This window comes from Streptomyces drozdowiczii (genome assembly GCF_026167665.1).
In the GTDB taxonomy this organism is placed as follows: domain Bacteria; phylum Actinomycetota; class Actinomycetes; order Streptomycetales; family Streptomycetaceae; genus Streptomyces; species Streptomyces drozdowiczii_A.
The window spans coordinates 1,471,792-1,496,510 of sequence record NZ_CP098740.1 but is presented as its reverse complement, the minus strand read 5'-3'; the positions used below and the strand labels follow the sequence as shown (position 1 = coordinate 1,496,510).

Below are 24,719 nucleotides of genomic sequence, written 5' to 3'. Positions count from 1 at the left end.
TACGGGGATGACCGGCGCCGCTACATGCCGCGCGGCCGCAGGGCCCGCTCGGCGAGACCGGCCAGCCAGTCGACGGCCAGGGCCAGGGCCATCGTGAGCGCGCTGCCCACCACGAGCACCGGAGTCCGGTCCAGGGAGATGCCGGAGGAGATGATGGAGCCGAGCCCTCCGGCGTTGGTGAAGGCGGCCAGGGTGGCGACGCCCACGTTCAGGATCAGGGCCACCCGGATGCCCGCCAGCATCACCGGGACCGCCAGCGGCAGTTCGATGGTGAACAGGATCTCCCGGCGGCTCATCCCCATGCCCCGCCCCGCGTCGATCAGCGCGGGGCTGACCTGCCGGATACCGACCATGGTGTTCCGGAGCACGGGCAGCAGGGCGTAGAGGACCAGCGCCACCACGGCCATCCAGAAGCCGACGCCCACGACCATGGCCAGGATCACCAGCACCCCGATCGACGGCACCGCCTGGCTGGCGTTGGCCGCCGCGAGCACCACCGCACCGGCCCTGCTGATCCCCGGCCGGGTCAGCAGCACCCCGAGCGGGACCCCGATGACGATGGTCAGCAGCGTCGAGGCGACGACGAGCTGGATGTGCTGCCACAGCGCGGTGAGCACGACCTCCGAGGTCAGGCTCCGGCTCTCCACCGAGTCCAGGTCGCGCGTCCCGATGTACGCCCACAGCGCGCCGAGCAGGACGAGGACGACCACGGGTGGCACCCAGCTCCGCGACCGGCGGACCCCGGTCCGGGCGGCCCCCGCCGCCTGCACGGCCCCGGCGCTCACGAGAGCACCTTCGCGGGCCGGGCGGCCGCGGTGAGCAGGGACTGGAGGTCCAGGAAGCGGCCGTCGTCCCCGGCGACCTCGATGCCCTCCGCGCCCGCCGCCAGGACGAGTTCGAGCGCCTTGTGGACGGAGTCCCCGGCGCCGACCGCCACGGTCCGCGCCGCACCGGCCGCCTGCGCCGGGGCGGACGCCAGGACGTCGGCGACCTTGAGGAGGGTGAGGCGGCGGACCGGGGCGCCCGAGCCGATGAAATCGCGTACGAAGTCGTCGGCCGGGTGGGACAGGATCTCCAGCGGGGTGTCGTACTGCGCGAGCCGGCAGCCCGGCCCGAAGACGGCGATCCGGTCGCCCAGGCGCAGCGCCTCGTCGATGTCGTGCGTGACCATCACGATGGTCTTGCGGATACGTTCCTGGAGCCGCAGGAACTCGGCCTGGAGCTTCTCCCGCGCGATCGGGTCCACGGCACCGAACGGCTCGTCCATCAGCATCACGGGCGGATCGGCGGCCAGCGCGCGGGCCACGCCCACCCGCTGCTGCTGCCCGCCGGACAGCTGCTTGGGATAGCGGTCGGCGTAGGTGGCGGGATCGAGGCCCACCATGTCGAGGAGTTCCCGCGCCCGTTCGCGCCGCTCGGCCTTCTTCACGCCGAGCATCTTGGGCACCAGGGCGATGTTGTCGGCGATCGACAGGTGGGGGAGCAGGCCGATCTGCTGGATGACGTAGCCGATGGAGCGCCGCAGTTCGTCCACGTCGGTGTGCGTGACGTCCTTGCCGTCGATGAGGATCCGGCCGTCCGTCGGCTCCACCAGGCGGTTGATCATCCGCAGCGTGGTCGTCTTGCCGCAGCCGGACGGGCCGACCAGGACGACGAACTCGCCGCGCCGGATCTCCATCGACAGCTCGGAGACGACGGCCTTCTCCTGGCCCGGATAGCGGGCGGAGACCCGGTCCAGCCGGATCATGGCGTCGGGGTGCGGGGCGGACCGGTCAGACATGGGAACCTCGCAGGGCAGTGATCTTGGCTATCGCGATGAACAGCAGGTCGAGGACCAGAGCGACGAGCACCACTCCGATCACTCCGGACAGGGCTTCCTCCAGCGCGTTGGCCCCGCCGATACGGTCGAGCCCCCGGAAGATCAGCTGGCCCAGGCCGGGGCCCCGGACCACGGCACCGATGGCCGCCGTCGCGACCAGCATGATCGTCGCCGTGCGGATGCCGTTCAGGATGACCGGCCAGGCCATGGGCAGGACCACCGTGCGCATCCGCCGGGCCGGTCCCATGCCGAGGCCGCGCGCCGCCTCCACGACCGCCGGGTCGACCTCCTCGATGGCCGTGACCGCGTTGCGCAGGATCGGGAAGACCCCGTACACGGTCAGGGCGACGATCGTCGGGGCGACGCCGAGGCCCATGACCGGGATCATCAGCGCGAACAGCGCGAACGACGGAATCGTCAGCAGGGAGCCCGTGAAGGACAGCAGGACCTGGCGCGGACCGGGCGCGGCGTGGGTGAGCACGGCGAGCCCGACGCCGATGACGGAGGCGATCCCGACGCTGATCAGCACGAGTTCGATGTGCTGCTGGGCCAGGAACAGCAGGTACTCGGTGTTGTCCGACATGTAGGAGAAGAGGTTCACGGCGCCGCCGCCCTCGTGCCGGCGGGCCCGGACGCGGGCAGGGGGCGATCAGGGTGTCGCATGGTGTTCTCCGGTTCTGCGGTTCTCCGGGGCGCGGGCGGGGACGGGGCGGCCGGCTGCGGCGGCCGTTCAGAGATCGCTCGGGCCGGCGCCGGGGCGCGCGTCCGAGCCGAGGGAGGAGTGCAGGGTCCGCGTCGTGGCGAGCAGGTGCCCGGCGAGGGACTGGATGTGCGGCTCGATCCGGAACGCGGGGCCCGAGATGTTCACCGCGGCCTTGATCCGGCCCGTGAAGTCCCGGACCGGCGCCCCGATGCCGACCAGCTCCGGGTCGAAGATCCGGTTCGCGACCGTGTAGCCGCGCACCCGGGCCTCCTTGACCTGGGCCAGGAACGCCTTGGCCTCGCGCTCCGAGCCCCCTTCGCCCCGCCGGACGAGGTCGAGGATGTGCTCGTCCTCGTAATCCATCAGCAGGGCCATGCCGCTGGAGCTGCGGTGCGCCGGGATCGTCCGGCCCACCCAGTTCACGGCCTCGATCGAGCGCCGGGAGCCCTCCGAGAGGACGGTGAGCACCTCGCCGTCGCTGAGGACGCTGAGGTAGGTGCGCTCGCGTACGGTCTCGGTCAGCCTGAGCAGCAGGGGCGCCGCGAGTGTCGTCAGCCGCTGGTCGCCGGCCCGCACCGCGAGGGCGAACAGCCGCCAGCTCAGCTCGTACCCCATCGAGGGGCGCCGGGCGACCATGCCGGTCTCCAGCAGGCTCTTGAGCTGCCGGGACACGACGGACTTCTCGCGGCCGAGCACCCTGGCCACGTCGGCCACGCTCATCCCGTCCGGGAACACGGCCGGGTCCGCCGACGCGAGCGCGTCCAGCACCGCCATCACGCGCGAGGCGCCACTGCGTGCGGCGGGAGTGTTCTTCTGCTCAGAGTGCTCAGAGGCCATACCGAATCCTTGGTAGCGGTATGAATAGATAGACGGATCGCGACGATACATGCAACGCGCGATTGCGTTTTCTGCACCGCCCGGCCCCGGCCGCCCCCGGTGCGGGGGCGGCGCGGCACGCGGGGTCAGGCCGAGACGGTCCGGGCCGGAGCGGCGGACTCGGTGAACGCCACGTCGAAGAAGTCCCGCAGCCGGTCGCAGAGGGCCACGAACTCCGGGTGGTCCACGAACATGAAGTCGTTGTGCCGCCCGTCGATCGTGTAGAGCGTCTTGGGCGAGGCGGCCGCCTCGTACAGGGCCGCGGCCTCGTCGTACGGGTGCAGCGAGTTGCGCTCGCCGTGGGCGAGGAACAGCGGGGTCGGCGCGAGGTTCGCCACCACGTTCTGCACCTTCAGGTCGAGGATCGACTCGGTGAACTGGAGCCGGGTCGGGTGCCCGAAGCCGTAGACCTGCGACAGCTCCTTCTCGACGTAGTCGCCGGTCGCCGGGTCGAGCGGGTAGTGCTCGAAGGTGTCCGCGAGCCGGGACTCGCCGTTCAGCACCCGGTTCGTCCGGTCCTCGGCCACCTCGGCGACGATCTTCTGGAACTCGTCGTAGGTGTGGATGGACTTGAGCCAGCGCTCACCGTCGTAGAACCCGTTCAGCGAGGCGACGCCGGCGACGTCCCCGCCCTTCTCGGCGGCGAGGATGACGTTGGCGGCGCCCATGCCCCAGCCGACGAGCCCGATGCGCCGGGGGTCGATGCCCTCCTGCGCGCGCAGGAACGTGACGGCGTTGCGCACGTCCTGGGCCTGCTCCTCGATGAGCACGCGGCCCTTCTCGCCCTCGCTGTCGGCCATGCCCCGGTAGTCGAAGCCCAGGCAGACGAAGCCGCGCTCGGTCATCCGCTCCGCGAACATCTTCGGATAGAACTCGTTGAAGCCCTGGTAGCCGGAGTTGACGACGAGCGCCGGGCGCGGGGCGCCGTCCCGCGCCGCGTCCTCCGGGTAGTAGAGGGTCGCTTCGAGGCGGCTGCCTTCGCTGTAGAACGCGGTGTCCTTCTGAATCACGGTCATTCCTCGGGTCGGTCCGGGTCTCTCCGGTGGCCACTCTCCCGACGCGATGCGGTCAACGCAACCATGCAGTGCAGTTTCTGCAACACACGGGCCGGGTCCGCTGCGTGGTGGCCAAGCCCCCGCGACGGGCCCGAGTTGCCGGTGACCAGGTCTGTAATGGCCGAGTAACGGCCCGCTCCTACGGTTCGCGCACCTCGTATGTGCTGTCACTCGGAGGAGTGCTCGATGCCCCAGCTCCAACCGTCCAGGCGCAGAGGCGCCGTATGGACGGTGGCCTCGCTCGCCGCGGCTGCCCTGCTCACCACCCCGCTGCCCGCCCTCGCGGCGGACTCCCCGTCCCCCTCCGCCATCGCCTCGGCCAAGGTCGACTCCTCGCTCGAGAGCGCGGTGCGTGACGGCAAGGACGCCACCTTCTTCGTGGTCCTGAAGGACCGGGCCGACCTGTCCGGCGCGAAGAAGCAGAAGACGCACGCGAAGAAGGCCACCGCCGCGTACGGCGAACTCCGTGCGCACGCCAAGTCCAGCCAGAAGTCGCTCAACGCCTTCCTGGACAAGAAGAAGGTCGGCCACCAGGACTTCTGGATCGCCAACGCGGTCAAGGTCACCGGCGACCAGGACCTCGTCGACGAACTGGCCAAGCGGTCGGACGTGGCCTCGGTCGTCAAGCGGCAGTCGTTCGAGCTGGACGGCATCGAGACCTCCGACAAGAAGGTCACCGCCTCGCGCGCCGCAGCCCTGGGCACCGACTCGTCCGCCGACGGCACCGACGCCCCGGCGTGGGGCGTCTCCGACATCAAGGCCGACCAGGTCTGGGACCAGTACCAGGACCGCGGCGAGGGCATCGTCGTCGCCAACGTCGACTCGGGTGTGCAGTACGACCACCCCGACCTCGTCGCGAACTACCGCGGCAACAACGGCGACGGCACCTTCACGCACGACTACAACTTCTACGACGCGAGCGGGCAGTGCCCCACGACCGCGCCCTGCGACAACAACGGCCACGGCACCCACACGATGGGCACCATGGTCGCCAAGAACGGCCTCGGCGTCGCACCGAACGCCAAGTGGATCGCCGCCAAGGGCTGCGCGTCCGACGTCTGCTACGACGACGAACTGCTCGCCGCCGGCCAGTGGATCCTCGCGCCGACCGACCACAACGGGCAGAACCCGCGCCCCGACCTGGCCCCCAACATCGTCAACAACTCCTGGGGCAACAAGGACACCAGCACCCCCTTCTACCAGGACATCCTGGCGGCCTGGGACGCGGCGGGCATCTTCGAGGCGTTCGCGGCCGGCAACGACGGTGACGGCGTGACCTGCTCCACGACCCACCCGCCGGGCGCGCAGGCCGACTCCTACGGTGTCGGCGCCTACGACGTGAACGGCAAGATCGCCGACTTCTCCGGCTTCGGCCCCTCACCGACCGACGGCAGCGAGAAGCCGAACATCTCGGCCCCGGGCGTCCAGATCCCGTCCACCTGGCCGGGCAACGACTACAACACCATCAACGGCACGTCGATGGCGACCCCGCACGTCGCGGGCGCCGTCGCGCTCCTGTGGTCGGCGGCCCCCTCGCTGATCGGAGACATCGAGGAGACCCGCAACCTCCTCAACGAGGGCGCGCGTGACGTCGACGACACCCACTGCGGCGGCACCGCCGGCATGAACTACGTGTGGGGCAACGGCAAGCTGGACATCCTCTCCTCCGTCGAGAAGGCCCCGCACACCGCGGCCACCGTCACCGGCAAGGCCACCGACAAGGCGACCGGCAAGGCGCTGCCGGGCATCACCGTGCAGTCCACCGACACGGCCGGCGCGGTCCGTACGGTCACCACGGGCGCGGACGGCACCTACCGCCTGCCGCTGGCCGCCGGCACGTACTCGTTCGCGTTCAGCGGCTACGGCTACGCGAACGGCTCGGCCGCCGACGTCGCCCTGGCCGAGGGCCAGACGCTCACCCAGGACATCGCGCTGACCGCGGTGCCGAGCCACCAGGTCTCCGGGGTCGTCCGGGACGTCACCGGCAAGCCGCTGCCCGGCGCCACGGTCGAGCTGAACGGCACGCCGCTGCCCGCCGCCACCACCAACGCCAAGGGCAAGTACACCTTCAAGAAGGTCGCCGAGGGCTCCTACGGCCTCGCCGTGAAGCCCGCCGCGCCGGTCCTGTGCAACGGCGTCCACACCGGCCCCGCCACCGTCGGCGCCGCCGACCTGACGAAGAACGTGCAGGTCCCCAACCGGGCGGACAACTCCGGCAACGTCTGCACCCCGGCCGCCTACTCCTGGATCGCGGGCTCCAAGAAGGTCGCCCTGTCGGGTGACGAGGACTCCGCCACCGTCTCGCTGCCCTTCTCGGTGCAGCACTACGGCGTCTCGTACTCCACCGCCTCGGTCACCACCGACGGCCTGGTCAACTTCCTGTCCCCGCGCGTCGGTGACTACAACAACACCGCGCTCCCGACCGCCGGCGTGAACGGTGTGAAGGGCGTCGTCGCCCCGCTGTGGGACGACCTAACGCTCGACAGGAAGTCCTCCGTGCAGACCGCCACCACCGGCACCAAGGGCAGCCGCAAGTTCGCCATCGTGTGGAACAACGCGGCTTACGCCGACGGCACTTCGGGCCGCGCCACCTTCGAGGCCGTCTTCGACGAGGCCACCGGCGCCGTGACCCTCCAGTACCAGTCCGTCGCGGACCGGGGCGCCGGCGCCACCATCGGCATCGCCGACCAGTCCGGCACCGACGCCTTCCAGTACTCCTTCAACCAGTCCGTGATCGCCGACGGCACCGCTGTCAGCTTCACCCAGGGAGCGAAGTAATGAGAGCCCAGCACTCCCGGCGGGCGCTCCAGCTCGCCGCCGGCCTCGTCGCGGCGGGCCTCTGCCTGACCGCCGCCCCGCAGGCCCTGGCCGCCGACAGCGGCAGCGGCACGCCGATGAAGCTGACCAGCGCCGAAGCGACGAAGCTCGCCGCCAACGTCACGCTCGACCCGTACGTCAAGGCCGAGGACACCACCGGCGCGCAGGGCAAGGCCACTTCGGACGCGGCGGGCCCGGCGGCCACCGCTGTCGACCCGGCAACCAAGGTCACCATGACCGCGAAGTCCACGCTCGAAGGCGTGCGCGGTCTGGGCGCCACGGTGCCGGTCGGCAAGAAGGGCGACTACTTCTCCGTCAATGCGATGGGCAGCGTCCAGCTCCACGCCGCCGACGGCAGCGAGACCTGGGCCCGGACCAGCAGCTCGTTCTACACGGACTGGCAGGTCAAGCCGCTCCAGGTGTGGCGCGTCGAGCCGTACCCGCCCCAGATCCTCATGGGCTACAACGCGGTCTCGCCCTTCTCGCCGAACTCGGACTCCGGCTACTCCGCCGGTGACCTGACCGGCGACGGCGTCCCGGACCTGGTGTTCTCGGCCAAGGTCGGCAGCAGCCCGTACCCCCGCCCCTTCACGTCCCCGGGCTCCGACCTGAGCACCGGCACCTTCGTGACGGTCCTCGACGGCAGGACCGGGGCCACGGTCTGGTCGAAGCTGTACAACTACGCCTCCATGGTCAAGATCGTGAACGGCACCCTGCTGGTCGCCGACGCGCCCCGGATGAGCGGGGACGCGAAGGTCCCGGCCGCCGCGACCGCCACCCTGACCGGCATCCGCTTCACGGCGGGCGCGGACGGGAAGCCGACCCCGGCCAAGACCTGGACCTTCGACACCAAGGAAGCCCGGTACACCAACTGGGGCGACATCCAGGACCTCGGCAAGGGCAAGGCCGCCGTCTCCTGGAACCTCGCCAAGGCCCAGGGCGTCGACGCACGCGGCCACACCGCCGTGCTCGACACCACCGACGGCTCGGTCACCTGGCGCACCGACAGCGTGCTGTACAGCCGCATCATGCGCCTGGACACCGGCCGCAAGCGGATCGTGGCCGTCGAGCAGGCGGACGTCAACGACGCGGTGCACTACGAGATCGCCGCGTACGACCTGAAGACCGGCCACCGCGCCACCCTGAGCGGCCGCGACAACGTGGTGCCCACCGCGCTGGCGGTCGGTGACCTCAACGCCAAGGCGGGCGACGAGTACGCGGTCTCGGAGTCCTCGTTCGACGAGAACATGGTCATCAACGCCGCCACCCTCCGCGTCGTCAACGGTGACAGCGCGGACAAGGTCCTCTGGTCGAGCACGACCAAGCGGGACCCCGAGAACGGCCACGACGCGCCCAGCACCTGGGGGCTCGGGGTGATCGACGGCAAGCTGGTGGCCTCCGCCCAGGACGACCGGAAGATGAACGACCCGGAGAACCGGGGCAGCCTGCGCTACGCCTCGCTGACGGTCTTCTCCGGCAAGGGCACGGTCGCCTGGCAGTCCAAGGGCGTCGCGGCCTCCCCGATGTTCCAGGACCTCTACACCGACGCCGCGGGCTCCCACGTCCGGGTCATCGACCAGGGCCAGAACATCCGCACGTTCAGGCTGGGCAACGGCAAGGCGGAGAAGATCACGCCGCTCCAGGGCGACATCGCGTACGCCAAGGGCGCCGACCTGAACAAGGACGGCAGGACGGACGTCGTCATGGGCGGCTCGTCCAACGGTGTCTGGGCCTACTCCGGCCCGTCGCTGGTCAACGGCCCGAAGCCGGAGAAGCTGTGGCAGGCCACGGTCCCCGGCGCGGTCCACGACATCGAGACCGGTGACGTCAACGGCGACGGCAAGCCCGAGATCGTCGTCGCGGCCGACACCGCGACGGTCGTCCTCAACGGGAAGACCGGCAGGACGCTCGCCACCATCGAGGCCGGCGAGGGCCAGTTCGTCCGCTCGGTCCAGCTGGCCGACCTCAACGGCGACGGCGAGCAGGACATCGTCGTCCCGACCGACGCGGTACGCGCCTACTACGGCGACGGCCACGCCCTCTGGACGTACAACGCGCCCAAGGAGGCGGGCGACGTGCGCTTCGGCGACACGTCGGTCAACGACGGCCGGGTGTACGCCGCGTACGCGACGCTCAACGCGTACCAGCAGCCCACGCCGGTGACGAGCGCGGTCGCGCTCAACGCCAAGAACGGCAAGGCCCGCTGGTCCGCCGCGCCCAAGGCCCCGGCGACCGCTAGCGGCGGCGTGCGCGGTCTGGACCCGAACCAGGGCGTCTTCGCGTCCAAGGAGATCCCGTACGCGAACGGCCATGCGGTGGTCTACGTGTGGACGGTCGTCGCGCCCATCAACTTCGACGGCCAGGACGCGCTCAGCCCGCAGAACTACTTCGAGATCCGCGACGGCCGCACCGGCGAGGTGCTGCACTCCCTGATGTCGGGCGGCCTGTGGACGCACAACAGCTTCTTCGCCAAGGACGGGGCGCTGTACGAAGCCGGCACGGCGTCGTTCCGGCGGTTCGGGGCGAACGGCGACGACACGACGCAGTTCCTCACTCCGCAGACGTACAACGGCGGATTCGTCACCGGCCCGGGAGGCCGTGAGCTGCTGATCTCCGGTGCCGAGGGCGGCATGTACCTCTTCGACCCGAGCATCCTCGAAACCGAGGACACCTGGGCCAACGCCGTCGGCAGCATCGGCGCGCTCAACGGTGCCCGCAACTACTTCGCGGGCGACCTCGACGGGGACGGTGTGGACGAGGCGATGACCCTCAACGGCGACGACGCCGGCCGGGACCGCGCGGCCGGTGAGTTCGGCGGCGGCTACTTCGTCACCGACAACGGCATCCATCAGGTCACGACGTACAAGCTCTCCTGACCCGGAGAGCCTTCCACCGGGCCCCTGGGACGATCCTCGTCCCGGGGCCCTCGGCATGTGTCACCACACCACCCGGAAGCCGATGTTGCCCGCCGAGCTGTCCACCGTGTTCGAGGTGCGGGCCGCGACGCGGTAGCGGTTGCAGTACGAGTCGTGGCACAGGTACGAGCCGCCGCGCATGGTCCGGCGGTCGTCGGTGCCGGGCTGCCAGGTGTCGGCGGACCACTCCCACACATTGCCGGCCGTGTTGTACAGCCCGAACCCGTTGGGCGCGTACGTGTGGACGGGCGCCGTGCCCGCGTAGCCGTCCTCCTCCGTGTTGCGGGTGGGGAAGGAGCCCTGCCAGATGTTGCAGCGGTGCTCGCCGCCCGGGGTGAGCTCGTCGCCCCACGGATAGCGGGCCCGGTCGAGCCCGCCCCGGGCGGCGTACTCCCACTCGGCCTCCGTGGGGAGCCGGCCACCGGCCCACTGGCAGTAGGCGAGCGCGTCCCGCCAGGTGACGTGGACGACGGGGTGGTCGCCCCGGTCGCGCAGGTCGCTGCCCGGCCCTTCGGGGACGTCCCAGCGGGCGCCGCTCACGCCGCACCACCAGGGGGTCTGCTGCGGGCGCGGCGAGACCTTGCGCAAATGGCCGGGCAGGAACTTCGCGAAGACGTAGCTCCAGCCGAACTCCTCCGCCTCCGTGCGGTAGCCGGTGGCCTCGACGAACGCGGCGAACCGGTCATTCGTCACGGCGTACGCGTCGATGGCGAAGCCCGCGACGCTCACCTCGCGCACCGGCCCCTCCGCGTCGCCCGCGTTCACATCGCGGTCCTCGCTGCCCATCCGGAACGTGCCCCCGGGCAGCTCGACCCGGTCCGCGTACGCCGCCTCCGGCGCACGCGGCGCGACCGGCCCGATGCTCAGGACCGGATCGGCGTCGGCGGCCTCGCCCCGGGACGGGGTGCAGCAGCTCTGCGGGGCGTCGGGGCGGTCACTCATCGTTGCCTTCTTCGTCGGGGAACCGAGGCACCGGGAGATCGTAACCACGGCCGGAAACGGCGGACCCGGCGCCTCGGGAGGGCCCGTCCAGGAACGCCGAAACCGCCCCGAACAGCGCGTCCGGCCGCTCCAGGTGCAGGTCGTGGCCCGTGCCGGGGACGCTCACCGCGTGCGTGTCCGGGCGCCGGCGCAGCATCTCGTCCACCTCATCGGCCGGGATGAAGCTCTGCTCGGCGACGACGAGCAGTGTGGGGCACGCGACCCGGTCCCACTCCTCGCGGAAGGAGCGCCGGGCGTTCTCCGCGAGGGAACCGGTCATCACATCCCGGTCGAACCGCGGCCACCAGCCGCCGTCGCGCTCCACGAGCCCCGCCGCCCAGCCGTCACCGCCCGGGCCGCCGCCGAAGAACGCGGCCGCCGCCTCCCGGGAGGGGAACGGCACCGGCCACGAGTCGAGCCACCGGCCGATGTGCTCGTCCACACCCGGGTTCGGCCCACCGGCCGCCGCCTCCACCAGCACGAGCGCGCCCGGCAGCTCCGGATGGGCGGCGGCCGTCAGCATCGCGGTGTGGCCGCCCAGCGACTGCCCCACCAGGACGGGCCGCTCAAGCCCCAGCTGCCGTACGACGGCGACGACGTCCGCCACGTACGCGGCGCGGGAGACGTCGTCCGGCCGGCGCTCGCTCGCGCCGTGTCCGCGCTGGTCGACCGCGACGACCCGGTGCCGGGGCGCCAGCCGCTCCGCGAGCGCGTCCCACTCGCCCGCGTGTCCGGCGAGGCCGTGCAGCAGGACGACGGGCCGACCGGGCCCGCCCCCGTCCCGGCAGACGAGCCGGACCCCTCCACGTACGACGGTGTGCTCGGTCCACGACATGGCGCCCCCCAGGCGTTCGGCTGCTTCCGACGATCATGCCCGGGGCCCTCCGAGCCGGGGGAGGAGGGTGGCCGGCGACTCGGGCGGTACCCCGGATAATCCCCGGCATGAGTGACCGCATATAACTGCCAGGCGCTCGCCGACTGGTGCTTCGTCGTCCGCTACGACGTCGAGACCCACGCCAGGCTTGCGACGGACCCGGCCCCCTGAGGGCGCTACCCTCGCCGCCATGGCCGAACACGAAGTCCTCTCCGTCACCCGTGCCGCCTACGACGACGCCGCGGAGCTGTACGCGCGGTTGTTCAGCGACTCGTTGCGCGACAGCCCGCTGGACCGGGCCATGCTGGACGTCTTCGCGGAGTCCGTCGGCGCGGGCGGACGGGTGGCGGACCTCGGGTGCGGGCCCGGGTATGTCACCGGTCATCTCGCGGGCCTGGGACTCGACGCGTTCGGGGTCGACGCCTCACCCGCGATGGTCGAGCTCGCCCGCCGGGCCTGCCCAGGACTGCGGTTCGAGGTCGGGGAGATGGCCGCGCTCGGCCTCCCCGGCGGCACGCTGGACGGTGTCCTCTCGCGGTGGTCCGTCATCCACACCCCGCCGACGGAACTCCCGCCCGTCCTCGCCGAGTTCGGCCGCGTACTCGCACCCGGGGGCCACCTCCTCATCGGCTTCTCCGCCACCGACGGACCCGACCACCCCACGCAGTCCTTCGACCACGCCGTCACGACGGCCTACCGGTGGTCGCCCGACCACCTCTCCGGCCTGCTGCGCGATCACGGGCTGACCGAGACGGCCCGGATGGTCCGCGAGCCCCGGCCGGACGACCGGCGCCGGTTCCAGGAAGTCCACCTGCTCGCCCGCAAGGCGTGACGCGGGGAGACGCCCCTCAGGCCAGGGAGAGGAACAGCTTCTCCAGGCGGGCCCGCATCCGGTCCCGGTCGACCACCGGCTGCCCGTCGTCGGTCATGCACTGCTGGAGGCCCGTCGCGATGATGGCGAAACCGGCCCGGTCCAGGGCGCGCGAGACGGCCGCCAGCTGCGTGATCACGTCCTCGCAGTCCCGGCCCTCCTCGATCATCCTGACGATCCCGGCGATCTGGCCCTGGGCCCGCTTCAGCCGGTTGAGCACCGACTTCAGCTCGTCGGCCGCCATGTCCAGCTCCACGGTTCCTCCCAAGTGCGGAGCCCGGTCGCGGCCCCGGTCACGGTGTCATACCCCTAGGGGTATATCCTACCGCGTTGACCTCCCCGTACGGCGTACACCCGCTTGTGGGGCCCGGTACGCCGGGTGAGGGTGGCGGTGCCCGCGCAGCGCGGAGCCGGGCCGTCGCCGCGAGGGAGACCGACATGACGCAGGACACCGACGCCAAGCCCGCCGAGCGGACGGTGGCCCGGGCGAACCAGGCCGTACGGCGCGACTACCCCTTCGACGACACCCAGGACCTGGAGGACGCCCGACGCGGGTTCATGGGCACCGCTCAGGACCCCCTGATCCGCGACGCCACGGGCACCGCCGTATGGGACCTGGAAGCCTACGGATTCCTCGACCAGGAGTGCCCGGACACCGCCAACCCCAGCCTGTGGCGGCAGAGCCGGCTCTGCTCCGAGCACGGGCTCTTCGAGGTCACCGAGGGCATCTACCAGGTGCGCGGCTTCGACCTGTCCAACATGACGATCGTCGAGGGCGACCGAGGGGTCCTCGTCATCGACCCCCTGGTCTGCGCCCCCACGGCCGCCGCCGGCCTCGCGCTGTACCGCGCCCACCGGGGCGAGCGGCCCGTGACCGGCGTCCTCTACACGCACAGCCACGTCGACCACTTCGGCGGCGTACGCGGCGTGCTGACCGACGAGGACGTCGCGGCCGGAGTCCCGGTCCTCGCCCCGCACGGCTTCCTGGAGCACGCCGTCAGCGAGAACGTCTACGCGGGTGCGGCGATGAGCCGGCGCGCCGCGTACATGTACGGCGCCGCCCTCCGGAAGGGGCCCCGGGGCCAGATCGGCGCGGGCCTCGGGCAGACCGTCTCGACGGGCGCCCCCGGGCTGATCCCGCCCACGCTCGACATCACCCGCACCGGCCAGACGGAGACCGTCGACGGCATCCGCATGGTCTTCCAGCTCACCCCCGGCACCGAGGCCCCGGCCGAGCTGAACATCCACTTCCCCGGCTTCTCCGCCCTGTGCATGGCGGAGAACGCCACGCACAACCTGCACAACCTGCTGACGCTGCGCGGCGCCGAGGTCCGCGACCCGCATGTGTGGTCCCGCTACCTCACGGAGTCGGTCAGCCTCTTCGGCGACGTGTCGGACGTCGCCTTCGCCTCGCACCACTGGCCGGTCTGGGACCGGGAGCGGGTGATCTCCTTCCTCCTGGAGCAGCGCGACCTGTACGCGTACCTCCACGACCAGGTCCTGCGGATGCTCAACCAAGGGCTCACCGGGCCGGAGATCGCCGAGGAGATCGTGATGCCGCCGGCCCTGGAGCGGGCCTGGCACACACACGGCTACTACGGCTCCGTCAGCCACAACACCAAGGCGATTTACCAGCGTTACCTGGGCTGGTACGACGGGAACCCGGCGCACCTGTGGCAGCACCCCCGGTCCCGGCGGCCCGGCGTTACGTCGAGTTCATGGGCGGCGCCGGCGAAGTGCTGCGCAGGGCCCGGCAGTCCTTCGCGGACGGCGACTACCGCTGGGTGGTGGAAGTCGTCAACCATGTGGTGTTCGCGGACCCGGACAACGCGGAGGCGCGCGCGCTCCAGGCCGACGCACTGGAGCAGCTGGGCTATGGCAGCGAGAACGGGACCTGGCGCAGCGTCTACCTGATGGGCGCCCACGAACTGCGCCACGGCAGCCTCGGCACCCCCACGGACACGGCGTCACCGGACGTCCTGGCCGCCCTCACCCTGGGCCAGCTGGTGGACTCGGTCGCCATCCGGGTCAACGGCCCCCGCGCCTGGGACGCGGACATCACCGTCCGGTGGGACATCGCCGGCGCCGAACCCCTCACGATGCGGCTGCGCAACGGTGTCCTCACCCATGTCGTGGGCACCGGTCCTGCCGCGGGCGAACCCGACATCGCCTTCGCCCTGACCGAGGCGGACCTGCGGGACGTCCTGGTGGGCGCGGTGCGGCCCGGCGACCTGGCGGCCCGCCCCGGCGTCGAGGTCACCGGGGACGCCGGCCGGCTGGCCGAACTGCTCGGGTACCTCGACGCCCCGGACCCGGACTTCGCGATCGTCACCCCCTGAGCGTCCGGCGCGACCCACGAGAACCTGGAGGACCGATGGCAGTACGGCATCGCCTGATCGAGGCCGCGGTGGCGGACGTCTGGCGCGTCCTCGCCGACCCCGCGCGCTACAGCGACTGGGTGGTCGGGACCTCCGGCTCACGCCCCCGCCGGGGCAACTGGCCGGAGGTCGGCGCCAGCCTCACGTACACCCTGGGCATCGGCCGGTGGTCCGTGCAGGGCCGGACGATCGTCCGGCGGTGCGAGGCCCCGCACATCCTGGAGCTGGAGGCCGACAGCGGGCGGATCGGCACCGCCCGGATCGCCCTGGAGGTGCGGCAGTGGGGCGACAACGCCCTGGTCACCCTGGATGAGCACCCCCTGCGCGGACCGGCGGGCAAGCTCCACAACACGGCCGTCGACGCCGTGATCCAGCTCCGCCACCGCAGCGTCCTCGCCCGTCTCGCGCAGACCGTCGAGGCGGCCCCGAAGGGCACCCGCGAAGCGGTCTGAAGCCCTTCCCACGACCCACCTGGAGGCATCGATGCCGGACGCCGTGGTCATCGGCGCGGGCCCCAACGGGCTCGTCGCGGCGAACCTGCTCGCCGCCGCGGGGTGGAGCGTCGAGGTCCTGGAGGCCCAGCCCGAGCCCGGCGGGGCCGTGCGCAGCGACCGAGGTGTGCATCCCGATTACGTCTCCGACCTGTTCAGCGCGTTCTATCCGCTGGCCGCGGCCTCCCCGGTCATCGACGGGCTCGACCTCCAGGAGGAGGGGCTGCGCTGGTCGCGCGCGCCCCGGGTCCTGGCGCACCCGCTGCCGGACGGGCGGTGCGCGGTGCTGGAGAGCGACGCGCGGGACACCGCCGCGGGGCTCGACGCCTTCGCGGAGGGCGACGGGGCGGCGTGGCTGGAGCTGTGCGACACCTGGGACCGGGTGCGCCGCGATGTGCTGGGCGCCCTCTTCACCCCCTTCCCGCCGGTGCGCTCGGGCGTCCGCCTCGCCGCCCGGCTCCGGGCCGCCGGGGGGCTCCGCCTGGCGCGGACCCTGCTGCTGCCCGTACGCCGCCTGGGCGAGGAGCGGTTCGGCGGCGAGGCGGCCAGGGTCCTGCTGGCGGGCACCGCGCTCCACGCCGACCTCGGCCCCGAGGCGGCCGGGAGCGGCGGCTTCGGCTGGCTGATGTCCATGCTCGGGCAGACCTACGGCTTCCCGGTGCCGCTCGGGGGCGCGGGCGCCCTCACGGCGGCCCTGGTGCGGCGCCTCGAACGGCACGGCGGCGTGCTCCGCTGCGGTGAGCGGGTCACGGAGGTCGTCGTACGCGGCGGACGCGCCGTCGGCGTACGCACCGAGAAGGGCGAGGCCGTGCCCGCGTCCCGTGCCGTGCTCGCCGACGTGTCCGCCCCGGCGCTCTACGGCGGACTGGTCGACGCCCACCACCTGCCCGGCCGGCTCCTGGACGACCTGCGCCGCTTCCAGTGGGACTTCGCGACGTTCAAGGTGGACTGGGCGCTGAACGGCCCGGTGCCCTGGACCGCCGCCCCGGCGGCCACGGCGGGCACCGTGCACCTGGCGGACGGGGTCGACGGCCTCACCCGGTTCGCGGCGCAGATCGCCACGGGGCAGGTGCCGGACCGGCCGTTCCTCCTCTTCGGCCAGATGAGCACCGCCGACGCCACCCGCTCACCGGCCGGCACCGAGGCCGCCTGGGCCTACACCCACGTCCCGCACCGCATCAAGGGCGACGCGGGCGAGGACGGGCTGACCGGGCGGTGGGACCGGGGCGAGCAGGAAGCCATGGCCGACCGCATGGAGCACGAGGTGGAGCGCTGGGCCCCCGGCTTCCGCTCCCGCATCGTGGCCCGCCGCCTGCTGGCGCCCCCGACCATCGAATCCATGGACGCCAACCTGCGCGGCGGCGCCATCAACGGCGGTACGACGGCGGCGCACCAGCAACTGGTGTTCCGCCCGACCCCGGGCACCGGCCGCCCCGAGACCCCGGTCAGGGGGCTGTACCTGGCCTCGGCCTCGGCGCACCCGGGCGGCGGGGTGCACGGTGCCCCGGGCGCGAACGCGGCACGCGCGGCGCTGCGGAAGCGACTGCGGCGCTGACGTGCGCCCTACGCGTCCTCCGCCGCGCGTCCCCCGGCCCCCAGCAGACCCGTGGCCGTGAACTCGGAGCGGGTCAGCTCCTTGCGGGTCGCGAGGGAGACCACCCCCGGGAGTGCCGCCCGCACGGCCTGGACGCCCCGCAGCCAGCCGGGGACGTACACCGACGGCGACCGCCGCTCGATCGCGGCCACCAGGCGCCGGGCCACGTAAGGAGCCGGGTAGGTCCTGCGGGCCGGCGGGGGCATGTGGGCGCGCAGCTCGCGCAGCACGGGGTACTGGTCGGCATCCCGGACCATGTCGGTGTCGATCCAGTTCAGATACGCGATGCCCACCCCGACACCGTTCGGCGCCAGCTCCGCGCGCAGCGAGTGGCACAGGGCCTCCACGCCCGCTTTGGAGGCGCAGTACGCGCTCATCATCGGCGCGGCCCCGATGGACGCCAGCGAGGCGACCTGGAGGTAGTGCCCCCGGGTGTCCAGGAGCTGCGGCAGGAACACCCGGGCGGTGACCGCGCTGCCGATCAGATTGACCTCGATCACGCGCCGCCAGCTCACCGGGTCGGAGTCCGCGAACGGCCCGCCCTCCGCCACGCCCGCGTTGGCGACGACCACCGAAGCGGGGCCCAGCCGTCGGCGCACCTCGTCGGCGACGCGGGCCATCGCCGCGTCGTCGGTGACGTCCACATGCCAGTGCCCGGAGGGCGCGGGGAGCGTGGCGGCCACCCCGGCGAGCGCTTCCTCCTCCAGGCCGAGCAGGGCCACCCGGGCGCCCCGGGCTGCCAGCTCCCGGGCCACGGCCTTCCCGAGGCCGCGCGCCCCGCCCGTCACCACGGCCGTGCGGCCGCTCAGCAGGTGCTTCCGGTCAGTCACGGGACTCCTTCGCGGTGACGGGAGGGCCGGGGTGCCCAGGGCCTGTCCGGCCATGGTCGCCCGGAGGTGCCGGATGTGCGCGGCGGGAGGCCCGGCAGACGGCCTCCCGGGTCGCGGTGGGCGGCGGGTCCGGCCACGCTGGACTGGATGAGGACGCGCCGGTGAGAGCGGGGACCGCCTTCCCCCTCATGGAGGATTCGGATGACGACTACCGCCGCACCGCCCGTCGACCTGGGCCGGCTCTGGACCCTGCCCGGCGTCTACGCCCCGCAGGCCGACACCCACCTGCTGGCGCGGGCGCTCCAGGCCGAGGGCCCGGCCGCCGGCATGGACGTCCTGGACGTCTGCACGGGCAGCGGCGCCCTGGCCCTGCTGGCGGCGCGCAGCGGGGCCCGGGTCTCCGCGATCGACATCTCGCGGCGGGCCGTCCTGACCACCCGCCTGAACGCCGCCCGCGCCGGCCACCGGGTCCGGGTGCTGCGCGGCGACCTCACCGGCCCCGTACTCGGCCGGCGCTTCCACCTGATCGTGAGCAACCCCCCGTACGTCCCGGCCCCGCAGGTCCGCCGCGTCCGCGCCCACGGCCCGGAGGTCGCCTGGGACGCCGGGCTCTGCGGCCGGCAGGCCCTGGACCGCATCTGCGCGCACGCCCACGACGCCCTGCACCCGAATGGCGTGCTGCTCCTCGTCCACTCCGGGCTGTGCGGGGCGGAGGAGACCCTGGCCCGGCTGACCGCGAGCGGCCTGCGCGCGGCGGTGACGAGCCGGTCCTCCGTACCCTTCGGGCCGGTCATGACCGCGCGCCTGCCGTGGCTCCGGGCGCGGGGCCTGCTCGGCCCCCGCGACGACACCGAGGAACTGGTGGTCATCCGTGCCGAACGCCCGTGAACCCCGCCGCCTGACCGTCGAGCCGGGCGGCCCGGTACTGATCGAGGGACCGGTCGAGATCGTCCGGGAGGACGGCTCGACCGTCACCTCCGACCGCTTCGTCGTCGCGGTCTGCACCTGCCGCCGCAGCCGGATGTACCCCTGGTGCGACACCAGCCACCGCCGTCACCGGCGGCCCGTCAGCCCGCCGTCGGGTGAAGGCGGACCGGAAGGGCCTGGTGGCCGTTGCTGATCAGGGACGGGAGCGGGAGCAGGTCCTCGGCGGGGACCGCGAGGCTGATGTCCGGGAAGCGCTCGAAGAGCTGACGCAGGGCCGTCGCGATCTCCAGCCGGGCGAGCGGGGCGCCGAGGCAGAAGTGCACACCGTGGCCGAAGGCCAGGTGGTCCTTGGCGGTACGGGTCACATCGAAGTCGTCGGCCGTCTCGCCGTGCCAGTCGGGGTGGCGGTTGGCGGGGGCGAAGGAGACCAGGATCGCCTCGCCCCGGGCGATCTTCTGACCGTCGGGCAGGGGGATGTCCGAGAGGGCGTAGCGCATCGGGATGTGCTTGACCGCCGGCTCGTGGCGCAGGGTCTCCTCGACCACGTCGTTCCAGTCGGCGCGGCCCTCGCGGAGGTGGGCGAGCTGTTCCGGGTGGGTCAGCAGGGCGGTGATCGCCTGGTCGATCACGTTGACCGTGGTGTCGTAACCGGCGGAGATCATCAGGAGCAGCGTGTCGCGCAGCTCCTCGTCGCTGAGGCGGCCGCCGTCGCCCTCCTCGTCGCGGGTGGCGAGCAGCAGCGAGGTCATGTCGTCGCCCGGCCGCGCCCGCTTGGCGGCGATGAGCTGGTCGAGCGCCCCGTACAGGGCGGCCGTGTTGGCGGTGGCCTCCTCCACGGTGAGCGTGGTGTCGAAGACGCCGTCGACCTTGGAGCGGAAGCCGTCGAGCTGGTCGTCGGGGACGCCCATGAGCCGGCCGATCACCGCGATCGGGAGCGGGTAGGCCAGCTCGGTGCGCAGGTCGACCGGTTCGCCGGCGGGCCGGGCGGCGATGCCGTCGAGGAGTTCGGCGACGACCTTCTCCACCGAGACGCGCAGGTCCTGGATGCGGCGGGCGCTGAACGCGGGGGCGATCATCCGGCGCAGCCGCCGGTGGTCGCCGCCGTACGCGGTGAACATGTTGTTCACCGCCACCCACAGCGCGAGCGGCCAGGTGGCCACCGTCTCGGCGAACGCCGGCCAGTGCGCCCGGGCGTCCTTCGAGACCTGCGAGCTGGTCAGCAGCTCCTTCAGCAGGACCGGGTCGCTGACGGACCAGGCGGTGACCCCGAGGACGTCGACGCGGGTGGCGGGACCGCGCTCGCGCAGCGCCCGGTACTCCGCGTGGCGGTCGGTGCCCGCGGGGTCGAGGACGATGATCGGCTGCTCGGACATGGGGTCTCCTTCAGTGGGAGGCGTGGAAGACGATGGGGAGGGATTCCAGCGCGCGGTGGAACGGGCCCGGGCGCCAGCGCAGTTCGGCGGCCGGGACCGCGAGGTCCATCTCGGGCAGGGCGTCGAGCAGATAGGTGACCGCGGTCTCCGCGATCAGGTACGCGTGCGAGCGCGCCGGGCAGGTGTGCGGGCCGATGCTCCACGCCAGATGGGCCCGGTTGCCCGCGATGCCGCCGGACGCCTCACTGATCGCCGGGTCGTTGTTGCAGCCGGCCATCGAGATCAGGACCGGCTGGTGGGCGGGGAGCAGCACCCCGTCGATGTCCGCCGGATAGGGCGGGTAGGTGATGCAGTAGTTCGCCATCGGCGGGTCGGTGTAGAGGACGGTGTCGAGCGCGTCCCGCACGGTGGAGTGCCCGGCGTGCAGCCCGGCGGAGAACTCCTCGTCGGTGAGGATCTTCAGCTGGGTGTTGGCGATGAGATTGGTCAGCGGCTCGATGCCCGCCCCGTACAGCGTGACCAGCTGGTGGCCCATCTCCTCGTCGGTCAGCTGCGCCGCGTGGCCGAGCAGCCGGGAGGTGATGTCGTCGGCGGGGTGGCGCCGGCGCAGTTCGACCAGGTCGGCGACCGCCTGGCCCAGGATCTCGTTGCCCCGCTGGGCGTCCGTCGCCTCGAAGATCCGGGACATCCCGTCGGCGATGCGCGCCCCGATCTCGTCGGGGCAGCCGAGCAGGGAGCTGAGCACGCGGAAGGCGATCGGCCAGGCGTACTGGGTGAGTACGTCGGCCCGGCCCGCCGTGATGAAGTCCCCGATGGCGGCCTCGGCCAGCTTCTCCACCCGGGCCCGCAGCTCGTGCTGGTCCACGGCGTCGATCGCGGTGGTGTTGGCGGACCGGTAGCGGGCGTGCGCGGTGCCGCTGCTGCGCAGGGCGTTGGGCCGCCACTCCATCATCGGCCGCACCGGGCAGGAGGCCGGCACCTGCTCCTGCCAGACGCGCGGGTCGTGCGGGAAGTACAGGGGGTCGTTGAGGATGCGCCGGGCCTGGAAGTAGCCGATCACCAGGGTGGCCGGGATGCCCGGGGACAGCTCGACGGGCACCAGCGGCCCGTACACCGCCCGCATCCGCTCGTACGCGGCATGCGGGTCGGCGGCGTACTCCGGGTCGTAGAGCGCGACCCGGCCCGAGGGGCCGACGGCAGGGCGGTGCTGGGGGACGTCATGGCGTGGGCTCCAGGGAGAGGGCCGATCGTTGTGCGGCGAGGTATTCCGTGAGCGTGATCAGGGCGTACACGCAGGAGGTGCGGTCCCGGGCGTCACAGGTGGTCAGGGGCGTCTCCGGGTCCAGGGCCAGGGCCTCGCGGATCTCGGCGAGGCCGTAGCCGGGCGCGTCCGGGAACACGTTGATCGCGACCGCGTACGGAATGCCCTGGTCCTCCAGGAGCCCCAGCGCCTCGTGGCTGGCGTCCAGGTCGCGCGTGTCGGCCAGCACCAGGCAGCCGAGCGCGCCGTGGGCCAGGTCCTCCCAGACCGGCTGGAACCGCACCTGTCCCGGCAGGCCGAACAGATAGAGGGCGAGGGCGCCGCCGGCCAGGTGGATGCGGCCGAAGTCCATGCCCACGGTCGTCGTGGTCTTGTCCGGCACCCCGCGCAGGTCGTCCACGCCGACGCTGTCCTCGGTGATCGGCTCCTCCATCCGCAGCGGCCGGACCTCCGAGACGCTGCCGATGAAGGTCGTCTTGCCGACGCCGAAGCCACCGGCGATCACGATCTTGGCGGACTGGGTCACCGTCGCCGGTACGTACGAGACGCCGTTCGCGGCGTCAGACCAGTTCTCGGAGTCCATCGAGCACCTTCTGGAGGAGGTCGTTTCGGGGCTGGTCCCCGGCGGCCGGGGCCGGGCTGGCCAGATGGCCGCTGTCCATCAGGGAGGACACGATGATCCGGACGGTGGAGGGCGGCAGCTGGAGCGCGGCCGCGATGTCGGCGACGGCCAGACCGCCCCGGCCCACCGCGAACAGGCTCATCACCCGCCGCGCGTCGGGCCCCAGCTCACCGGCCGGTCCCGGCGCGGCGACGACCACGCTCTCCAGGCGCACATCCCGGTCCGGGCGGACCCGCCCGCCCGTACGGACGTAGGGCCTGACCATGTCCGGATCGTGCCGTGGGCCGCTCATGCGGCGGGGCCGCCGTCCGGCTGGAGCACCGGGGTGCGCTCCCTGGTGCCCAGCTGCTCGCCCAGGCGGACGACGAGCAGGGCCATGTGGTGGCTGATCAGGCCGACGTCGGCGTGCGGGCCCGTGGTGACGACGGACAGCATGGTGTGGTGCCCGGCCGCGGTGGTCAGCCCGATCGTGGACACGGACTCGATCAGCTGCTGGCGCACGCCCTGTCCGCCGGTGAACTCGTCCCAGGCGCGGCCCGAGGCGCGCAGCGACGCGGTGAGGGCGGCCAGCTTCTCGCCGTCCTCCTGGCTGATGGTGCGCGTCCGCGCCTTCAGCAGTCCGTCGCCGCTCATCAGCACGGCGTACCGGACGCCCTCCACCGATCCGAGCTGCTCGTCCAGCAGCCAGCCCAGGGTGTTCGCGTGCGTGTCCGACATGATCAACGTCCTTCGTCCGTACGAGCGGTGTTCTGGTTGTCCCGGCTGCGGCGGCTGCCCGCCATCCACGCGGCGGCCACCGCGGGCCTGCCCGGCTCGACCTCCGGTTCCGGCCCGGGCCGCGCCCCGGTGGCGGGCCGCGTCCCGCGCCGGCGGACGGTGAGCCCGCTGGCCGTGGTCGCGGGCGCCGGACCGGACGCGGGCTCCTCGGCGGGCGGGGCGGGCGGGGCGGCTGCGGCGGGGGCCGCGGCAGGCGCGGGCGTGGCGGGTGCGGGTGCGGCGGGCTCGGGTGCGGTCCCGGTCATGGGCGGGGCCTCCGGGAGCGGGGCCGGCCGGGGGCCGGCGGGGCGGTGGCCTTCCGGGCCGTGGGCAGCGACTGCGCGGACACCGGCCGGGACGGCCCCGGCGTCGTCAGCAGCTCCTGCGGCAGCACGATGATCGCGCGGGTGCCGCCGTAGAGGTTCGGCGCGGTCAGCTCGACGCGGAAGCCGTACTGGTGGGCCAGGACCGAGGCCACCCGCAGACCCGTCTGCGGATAGGCGCCCAGCCGGGTGATGTCGTCGCGCTGCTCGCCGGACATCACCTCGCGGGCCCAGGTCAGCCGCTCGTCCTCCATCCGCAGACCGGCGTCGTCCACGACGAGGAACGCGGCGTTCGCCCCGTGCTCCAGGGAGACGTGCACCAGGGCGTTGGGCGGCGAGTAGCGCAGGGCGTTGTCCAGCAGCACCGCCAGGGTGTGGACGACCGCCTCCACGGACCGGCTGCGCACCGCGAAGGACTCCAGGTCGGTGTGCTGGACGCGCTGGTAGCCCTCCACCCGGCCCATGGCGGTGCGGACCACATCGGTCAGCGTGGTGGCGGGCCAGCGCCGCGACAGCTTGTCACCGGCCAGGACGCCGTAGCCGGACGCGGTGAGCAGCATCTGCTGCGCCAGGTGGTCCATCTCGACCAGGGTGGCGTACGCGTCGTCCGACACATGGCGCCGCACCCCGGCGCTGATCGTGCTGCTCAGCTTCGCCGCGCGGTGCACGGTGCTGGACGCGAAGGCGCGTACCGCCGCCCGGGCCGTGTCCACCGACTCCTGGCGGGCCTGGGCGACCTGACGCTCCGTCTCCGCCCATACCTGGGTGAGCTGTTCCTCGGCGGCGTTCTGCGCGAGGCGGCCCGTCATGGTGATCGCGGAGCGCACCTGGTTCGCCAGGGCGGTCAGCCCGTTGGCGAGCTGGGTGTGGGCCAGCTGCGGCGGGATGGCCGAATCCAGTTGGTAGGGGCGGCCGGTCTGCGCCTCGGACGCGGCCGCCTGGACGACGCTCTGGGCGATATGCGCCACGTACTGCTCGGCGGCCCGGATCTGCTGGGCCAACTGCTCGCGCTGCTGACGGAATTCTTCGGCCCGCCTTCTCTCGGCGCGGGCCCGGCGCAGGAACCACAGCGAGACGCAGGCCCCCGCCGCCAGCGCGAGCAGGATCAATATCGGTTCGGTCATGGGGTCCTCGCGGAAATCAGGGGGACGGTTCCGCCGGCCGCGCGGGCACCGGCGGGCAGGCCGGGCCACGGTCCGCCGCAGCCGGTCAACCCGCTGCCGAAGCCGGCCGCCGGGTGGGGGGTCGAGCAG

At 72.7% G+C, this 24,719-nt stretch carries 23 protein-coding genes and 1 pseudogene; 8 read left to right on the top strand and 16 right to left on the bottom strand.

Features of this window, described 5'->3' with window-relative positions; all coding sequences use genetic code 11:
• Positions 1-20: 20 nt before the first annotated feature.
• The 5 genes from NEH16_RS06660 to NEH16_RS06640 form a co-directional block, all read right to left on the bottom strand.
• Positions 21-785, bottom strand: a complete 765-nt coding sequence (locus NEH16_RS06660) for an ABC transporter permease (protein ID WP_265540067.1) — start codon at positions 783-785, stop codon at positions 21-23.
• Positions 782-1,780, bottom strand: coding sequence for an ABC transporter ATP-binding protein (locus tag NEH16_RS06655; RefSeq protein WP_073967640.1), 999 nt, complete (start codon positions 1,778-1,780; stop codon positions 782-784). The genes NEH16_RS06660 and NEH16_RS06655 overlap by 4 nt, the downstream gene beginning before the upstream one ends.
• The gene (locus NEH16_RS06650) at positions 1,773-2,420 is read right to left on the bottom strand and encodes an ABC transporter permease (protein WP_265540065.1); all 648 of its coding nucleotides are present in this window, start codon (positions 2,418-2,420) and stop codon (positions 1,773-1,775) included. Before NEH16_RS06650 ends, NEH16_RS06655 begins: the two co-directional genes overlap by 8 nt.
• 129 nt (positions 2,421-2,549) lie before the next feature.
• Complete coding sequence (locus NEH16_RS06645; protein ID WP_265540063.1) at positions 2,550-3,359, bottom strand: IclR family transcriptional regulator; 810 nt, start codon at positions 3,357-3,359, stop codon at positions 2,550-2,552.
• A 125-nt stretch (positions 3,360-3,484) separates the two neighbouring features.
• Complete coding sequence (locus NEH16_RS06640) at positions 3,485-4,408, bottom strand: alpha/beta hydrolase (protein ID WP_265540062.1); 924 nt, start codon at positions 4,406-4,408, stop codon at positions 3,485-3,487.
• Between the two features lie 231 nt (positions 4,409-4,639).
• Here NEH16_RS06640 and NEH16_RS06635 point away from each other — a divergent pair, with 231 nt between their 5' ends.
• Both NEH16_RS06635 and NEH16_RS06630 read left to right on the top strand, forming a co-directional pair.
• Positions 4,640-7,231, top strand: a complete 2,592-nt coding sequence (locus tag NEH16_RS06635; protein WP_265540060.1) for a S8 family serine peptidase — start codon at positions 4,640-4,642, stop codon at positions 7,229-7,231.
• Positions 7,231-10,146: a VCBS repeat-containing protein gene (locus tag NEH16_RS06630; protein ID WP_265540058.1), complete on the top strand. Its 2,916-nt coding sequence runs from the start codon at positions 7,231-7,233 to the stop codon at positions 10,144-10,146. Before NEH16_RS06635 ends, NEH16_RS06630 begins: the two co-directional genes overlap by 1 nt.
• Before the next feature lie 60 nt (positions 10,147-10,206).
• Here the strand turns inward: NEH16_RS06630 and NEH16_RS06625 are convergent, their stop codons facing one another.
• Both NEH16_RS06625 and NEH16_RS06620 read right to left on the bottom strand, forming a co-directional pair.
• On the bottom strand, positions 10,207-11,127 hold the full coding sequence (locus NEH16_RS06625; protein WP_265540056.1) for a formylglycine-generating enzyme family protein: 921 nt from the start codon (positions 11,125-11,127) through the stop codon (positions 10,207-10,209).
• On the bottom strand, positions 11,120-12,001 hold the full coding sequence (locus NEH16_RS06620; RefSeq protein ID WP_265540054.1) for an alpha/beta fold hydrolase: 882 nt from the start codon (positions 11,999-12,001) through the stop codon (positions 11,120-11,122). Before NEH16_RS06620 ends, NEH16_RS06625 begins: the two co-directional genes overlap by 8 nt.
• A gap of 229 nt (positions 12,002-12,230) precedes the next feature.
• On the opposite strand from NEH16_RS06620, the gene NEH16_RS06615 reads away from it, so the two are divergent.
• The gene (locus NEH16_RS06615; RefSeq protein WP_265540052.1) at positions 12,231-12,872 is read left to right on the top strand and encodes a class I SAM-dependent DNA methyltransferase; all 642 of its coding nucleotides are present in this window, start codon (positions 12,231-12,233) and stop codon (positions 12,870-12,872) included.
• 16 nt (positions 12,873-12,888) lie between these two features.
• Here the strand turns inward: NEH16_RS06615 and NEH16_RS06610 are convergent, their stop codons facing one another.
• Positions 12,889-13,167 (bottom strand): metal-sensitive transcriptional regulator, encoded by a 279-nt coding sequence (locus NEH16_RS06610; protein ID WP_265540050.1) that lies wholly within the window; start codon positions 13,165-13,167, stop codon positions 12,889-12,891.
• Positions 13,168-13,349: 182 nt separating this feature from the next.
• Here NEH16_RS06610 and NEH16_RS06605 point away from each other — a divergent pair.
• The 3 genes and pseudogenes from NEH16_RS06605 (at position 13,350) to NEH16_RS06595 (ending at position 17,335) form a co-directional block, all read left to right on the top strand.
• Positions 13,350-15,250 (top strand): annotated as a pseudogene (locus NEH16_RS06605) (alkyl/aryl-sulfatase).
• A gap of 35 nt (positions 15,251-15,285) precedes the next feature.
• A complete protein-coding gene (locus tag NEH16_RS06600; protein ID WP_265540048.1) occupies positions 15,286-15,741 on the top strand; it encodes an SRPBCC family protein in 456 nt (151 codons plus the stop codon).
• Positions 15,742-15,772: 31 nt separating this feature from the next.
• The gene (locus NEH16_RS06595) at positions 15,773-17,335 is read left to right on the top strand and encodes a phytoene desaturase family protein (RefSeq protein WP_265540046.1); all 1,563 of its coding nucleotides are present in this window, start codon (positions 15,773-15,775) and stop codon (positions 17,333-17,335) included.
• 8 nt (positions 17,336-17,343) lie between these two features.
• On the opposite strand, the gene NEH16_RS06590 is transcribed toward NEH16_RS06595, so the two are convergent.
• A complete protein-coding gene (locus NEH16_RS06590; protein ID WP_265540043.1) occupies positions 17,344-18,204 on the bottom strand; it encodes an SDR family oxidoreductase in 861 nt (286 codons plus the stop codon).
• A 201-nt stretch (positions 18,205-18,405) separates the two neighbouring features.
• On the opposite strand from NEH16_RS06590, the gene NEH16_RS06585 reads away from it, so the two are divergent.
• Entirely contained in the window at positions 18,406-19,092 is a 687-nt protein-coding gene (locus NEH16_RS06585; protein WP_265540041.1) for a HemK2/MTQ2 family protein methyltransferase, read from the top strand.
• Positions 19,076-19,324, top strand: coding sequence for a CDGSH iron-sulfur domain-containing protein (locus NEH16_RS06580; protein WP_073967653.1), 249 nt, complete (start codon positions 19,076-19,078; stop codon positions 19,322-19,324). Before NEH16_RS06585 ends, NEH16_RS06580 begins: the two co-directional genes overlap by 17 nt.
• Here NEH16_RS06580 and NEH16_RS06575 read toward each other — a convergent pair.
• The 7 genes from NEH16_RS06575 to NEH16_RS06545 form a co-directional block, all read right to left on the bottom strand.
• Positions 19,272-20,504: a cytochrome P450 family protein gene (locus NEH16_RS06575; protein ID WP_073967654.1), complete on the bottom strand. Its 1,233-nt coding sequence runs from the start codon at positions 20,502-20,504 to the stop codon at positions 19,272-19,274. The two genes, NEH16_RS06580 and NEH16_RS06575, sit on opposite strands and share 53 nt — an antisense overlap.
• Positions 20,505-20,514: 10 nt before the next feature.
• Entirely contained in the window at positions 20,515-21,627 is a 1,113-nt protein-coding gene (locus tag NEH16_RS06570) for a cytochrome P450 (RefSeq protein WP_265540038.1), read from the bottom strand.
• A gap of 94 nt (positions 21,628-21,721) precedes the next feature.
• Entirely contained in the window at positions 21,722-22,348 is a 627-nt protein-coding gene (locus NEH16_RS06565; RefSeq protein WP_073967656.1) for a GTP-binding protein, read from the bottom strand.
• The gene (locus tag NEH16_RS06560; protein WP_018105447.1) at positions 22,326-22,652 is read right to left on the bottom strand and encodes a DUF742 domain-containing protein; all 327 of its coding nucleotides are present in this window, start codon (positions 22,650-22,652) and stop codon (positions 22,326-22,328) included. Before NEH16_RS06560 ends, NEH16_RS06565 begins: the two co-directional genes overlap by 23 nt.
• Positions 22,653-22,675: 23 nt before the next feature.
• Complete coding sequence (locus NEH16_RS06555) at positions 22,676-23,104, bottom strand: roadblock/LC7 domain-containing protein (RefSeq protein ID WP_018105448.1); 429 nt, start codon at positions 23,102-23,104, stop codon at positions 22,676-22,678.
• Positions 23,105-23,106: 2 nt separating this feature from the next.
• Entirely contained in the window at positions 23,107-23,409 is a 303-nt protein-coding gene (locus tag NEH16_RS06550) for a hypothetical protein (protein ID WP_265540033.1), read from the bottom strand.
• Positions 23,406-24,590: an ATP-binding protein gene (locus tag NEH16_RS06545; RefSeq protein WP_265540031.1), complete on the bottom strand. Its 1,185-nt coding sequence runs from the start codon at positions 24,588-24,590 to the stop codon at positions 23,406-23,408. Before NEH16_RS06545 ends, NEH16_RS06550 begins: the two co-directional genes overlap by 4 nt.
• Between the last annotated feature and the right edge of the window lie 129 nt (positions 24,591-24,719).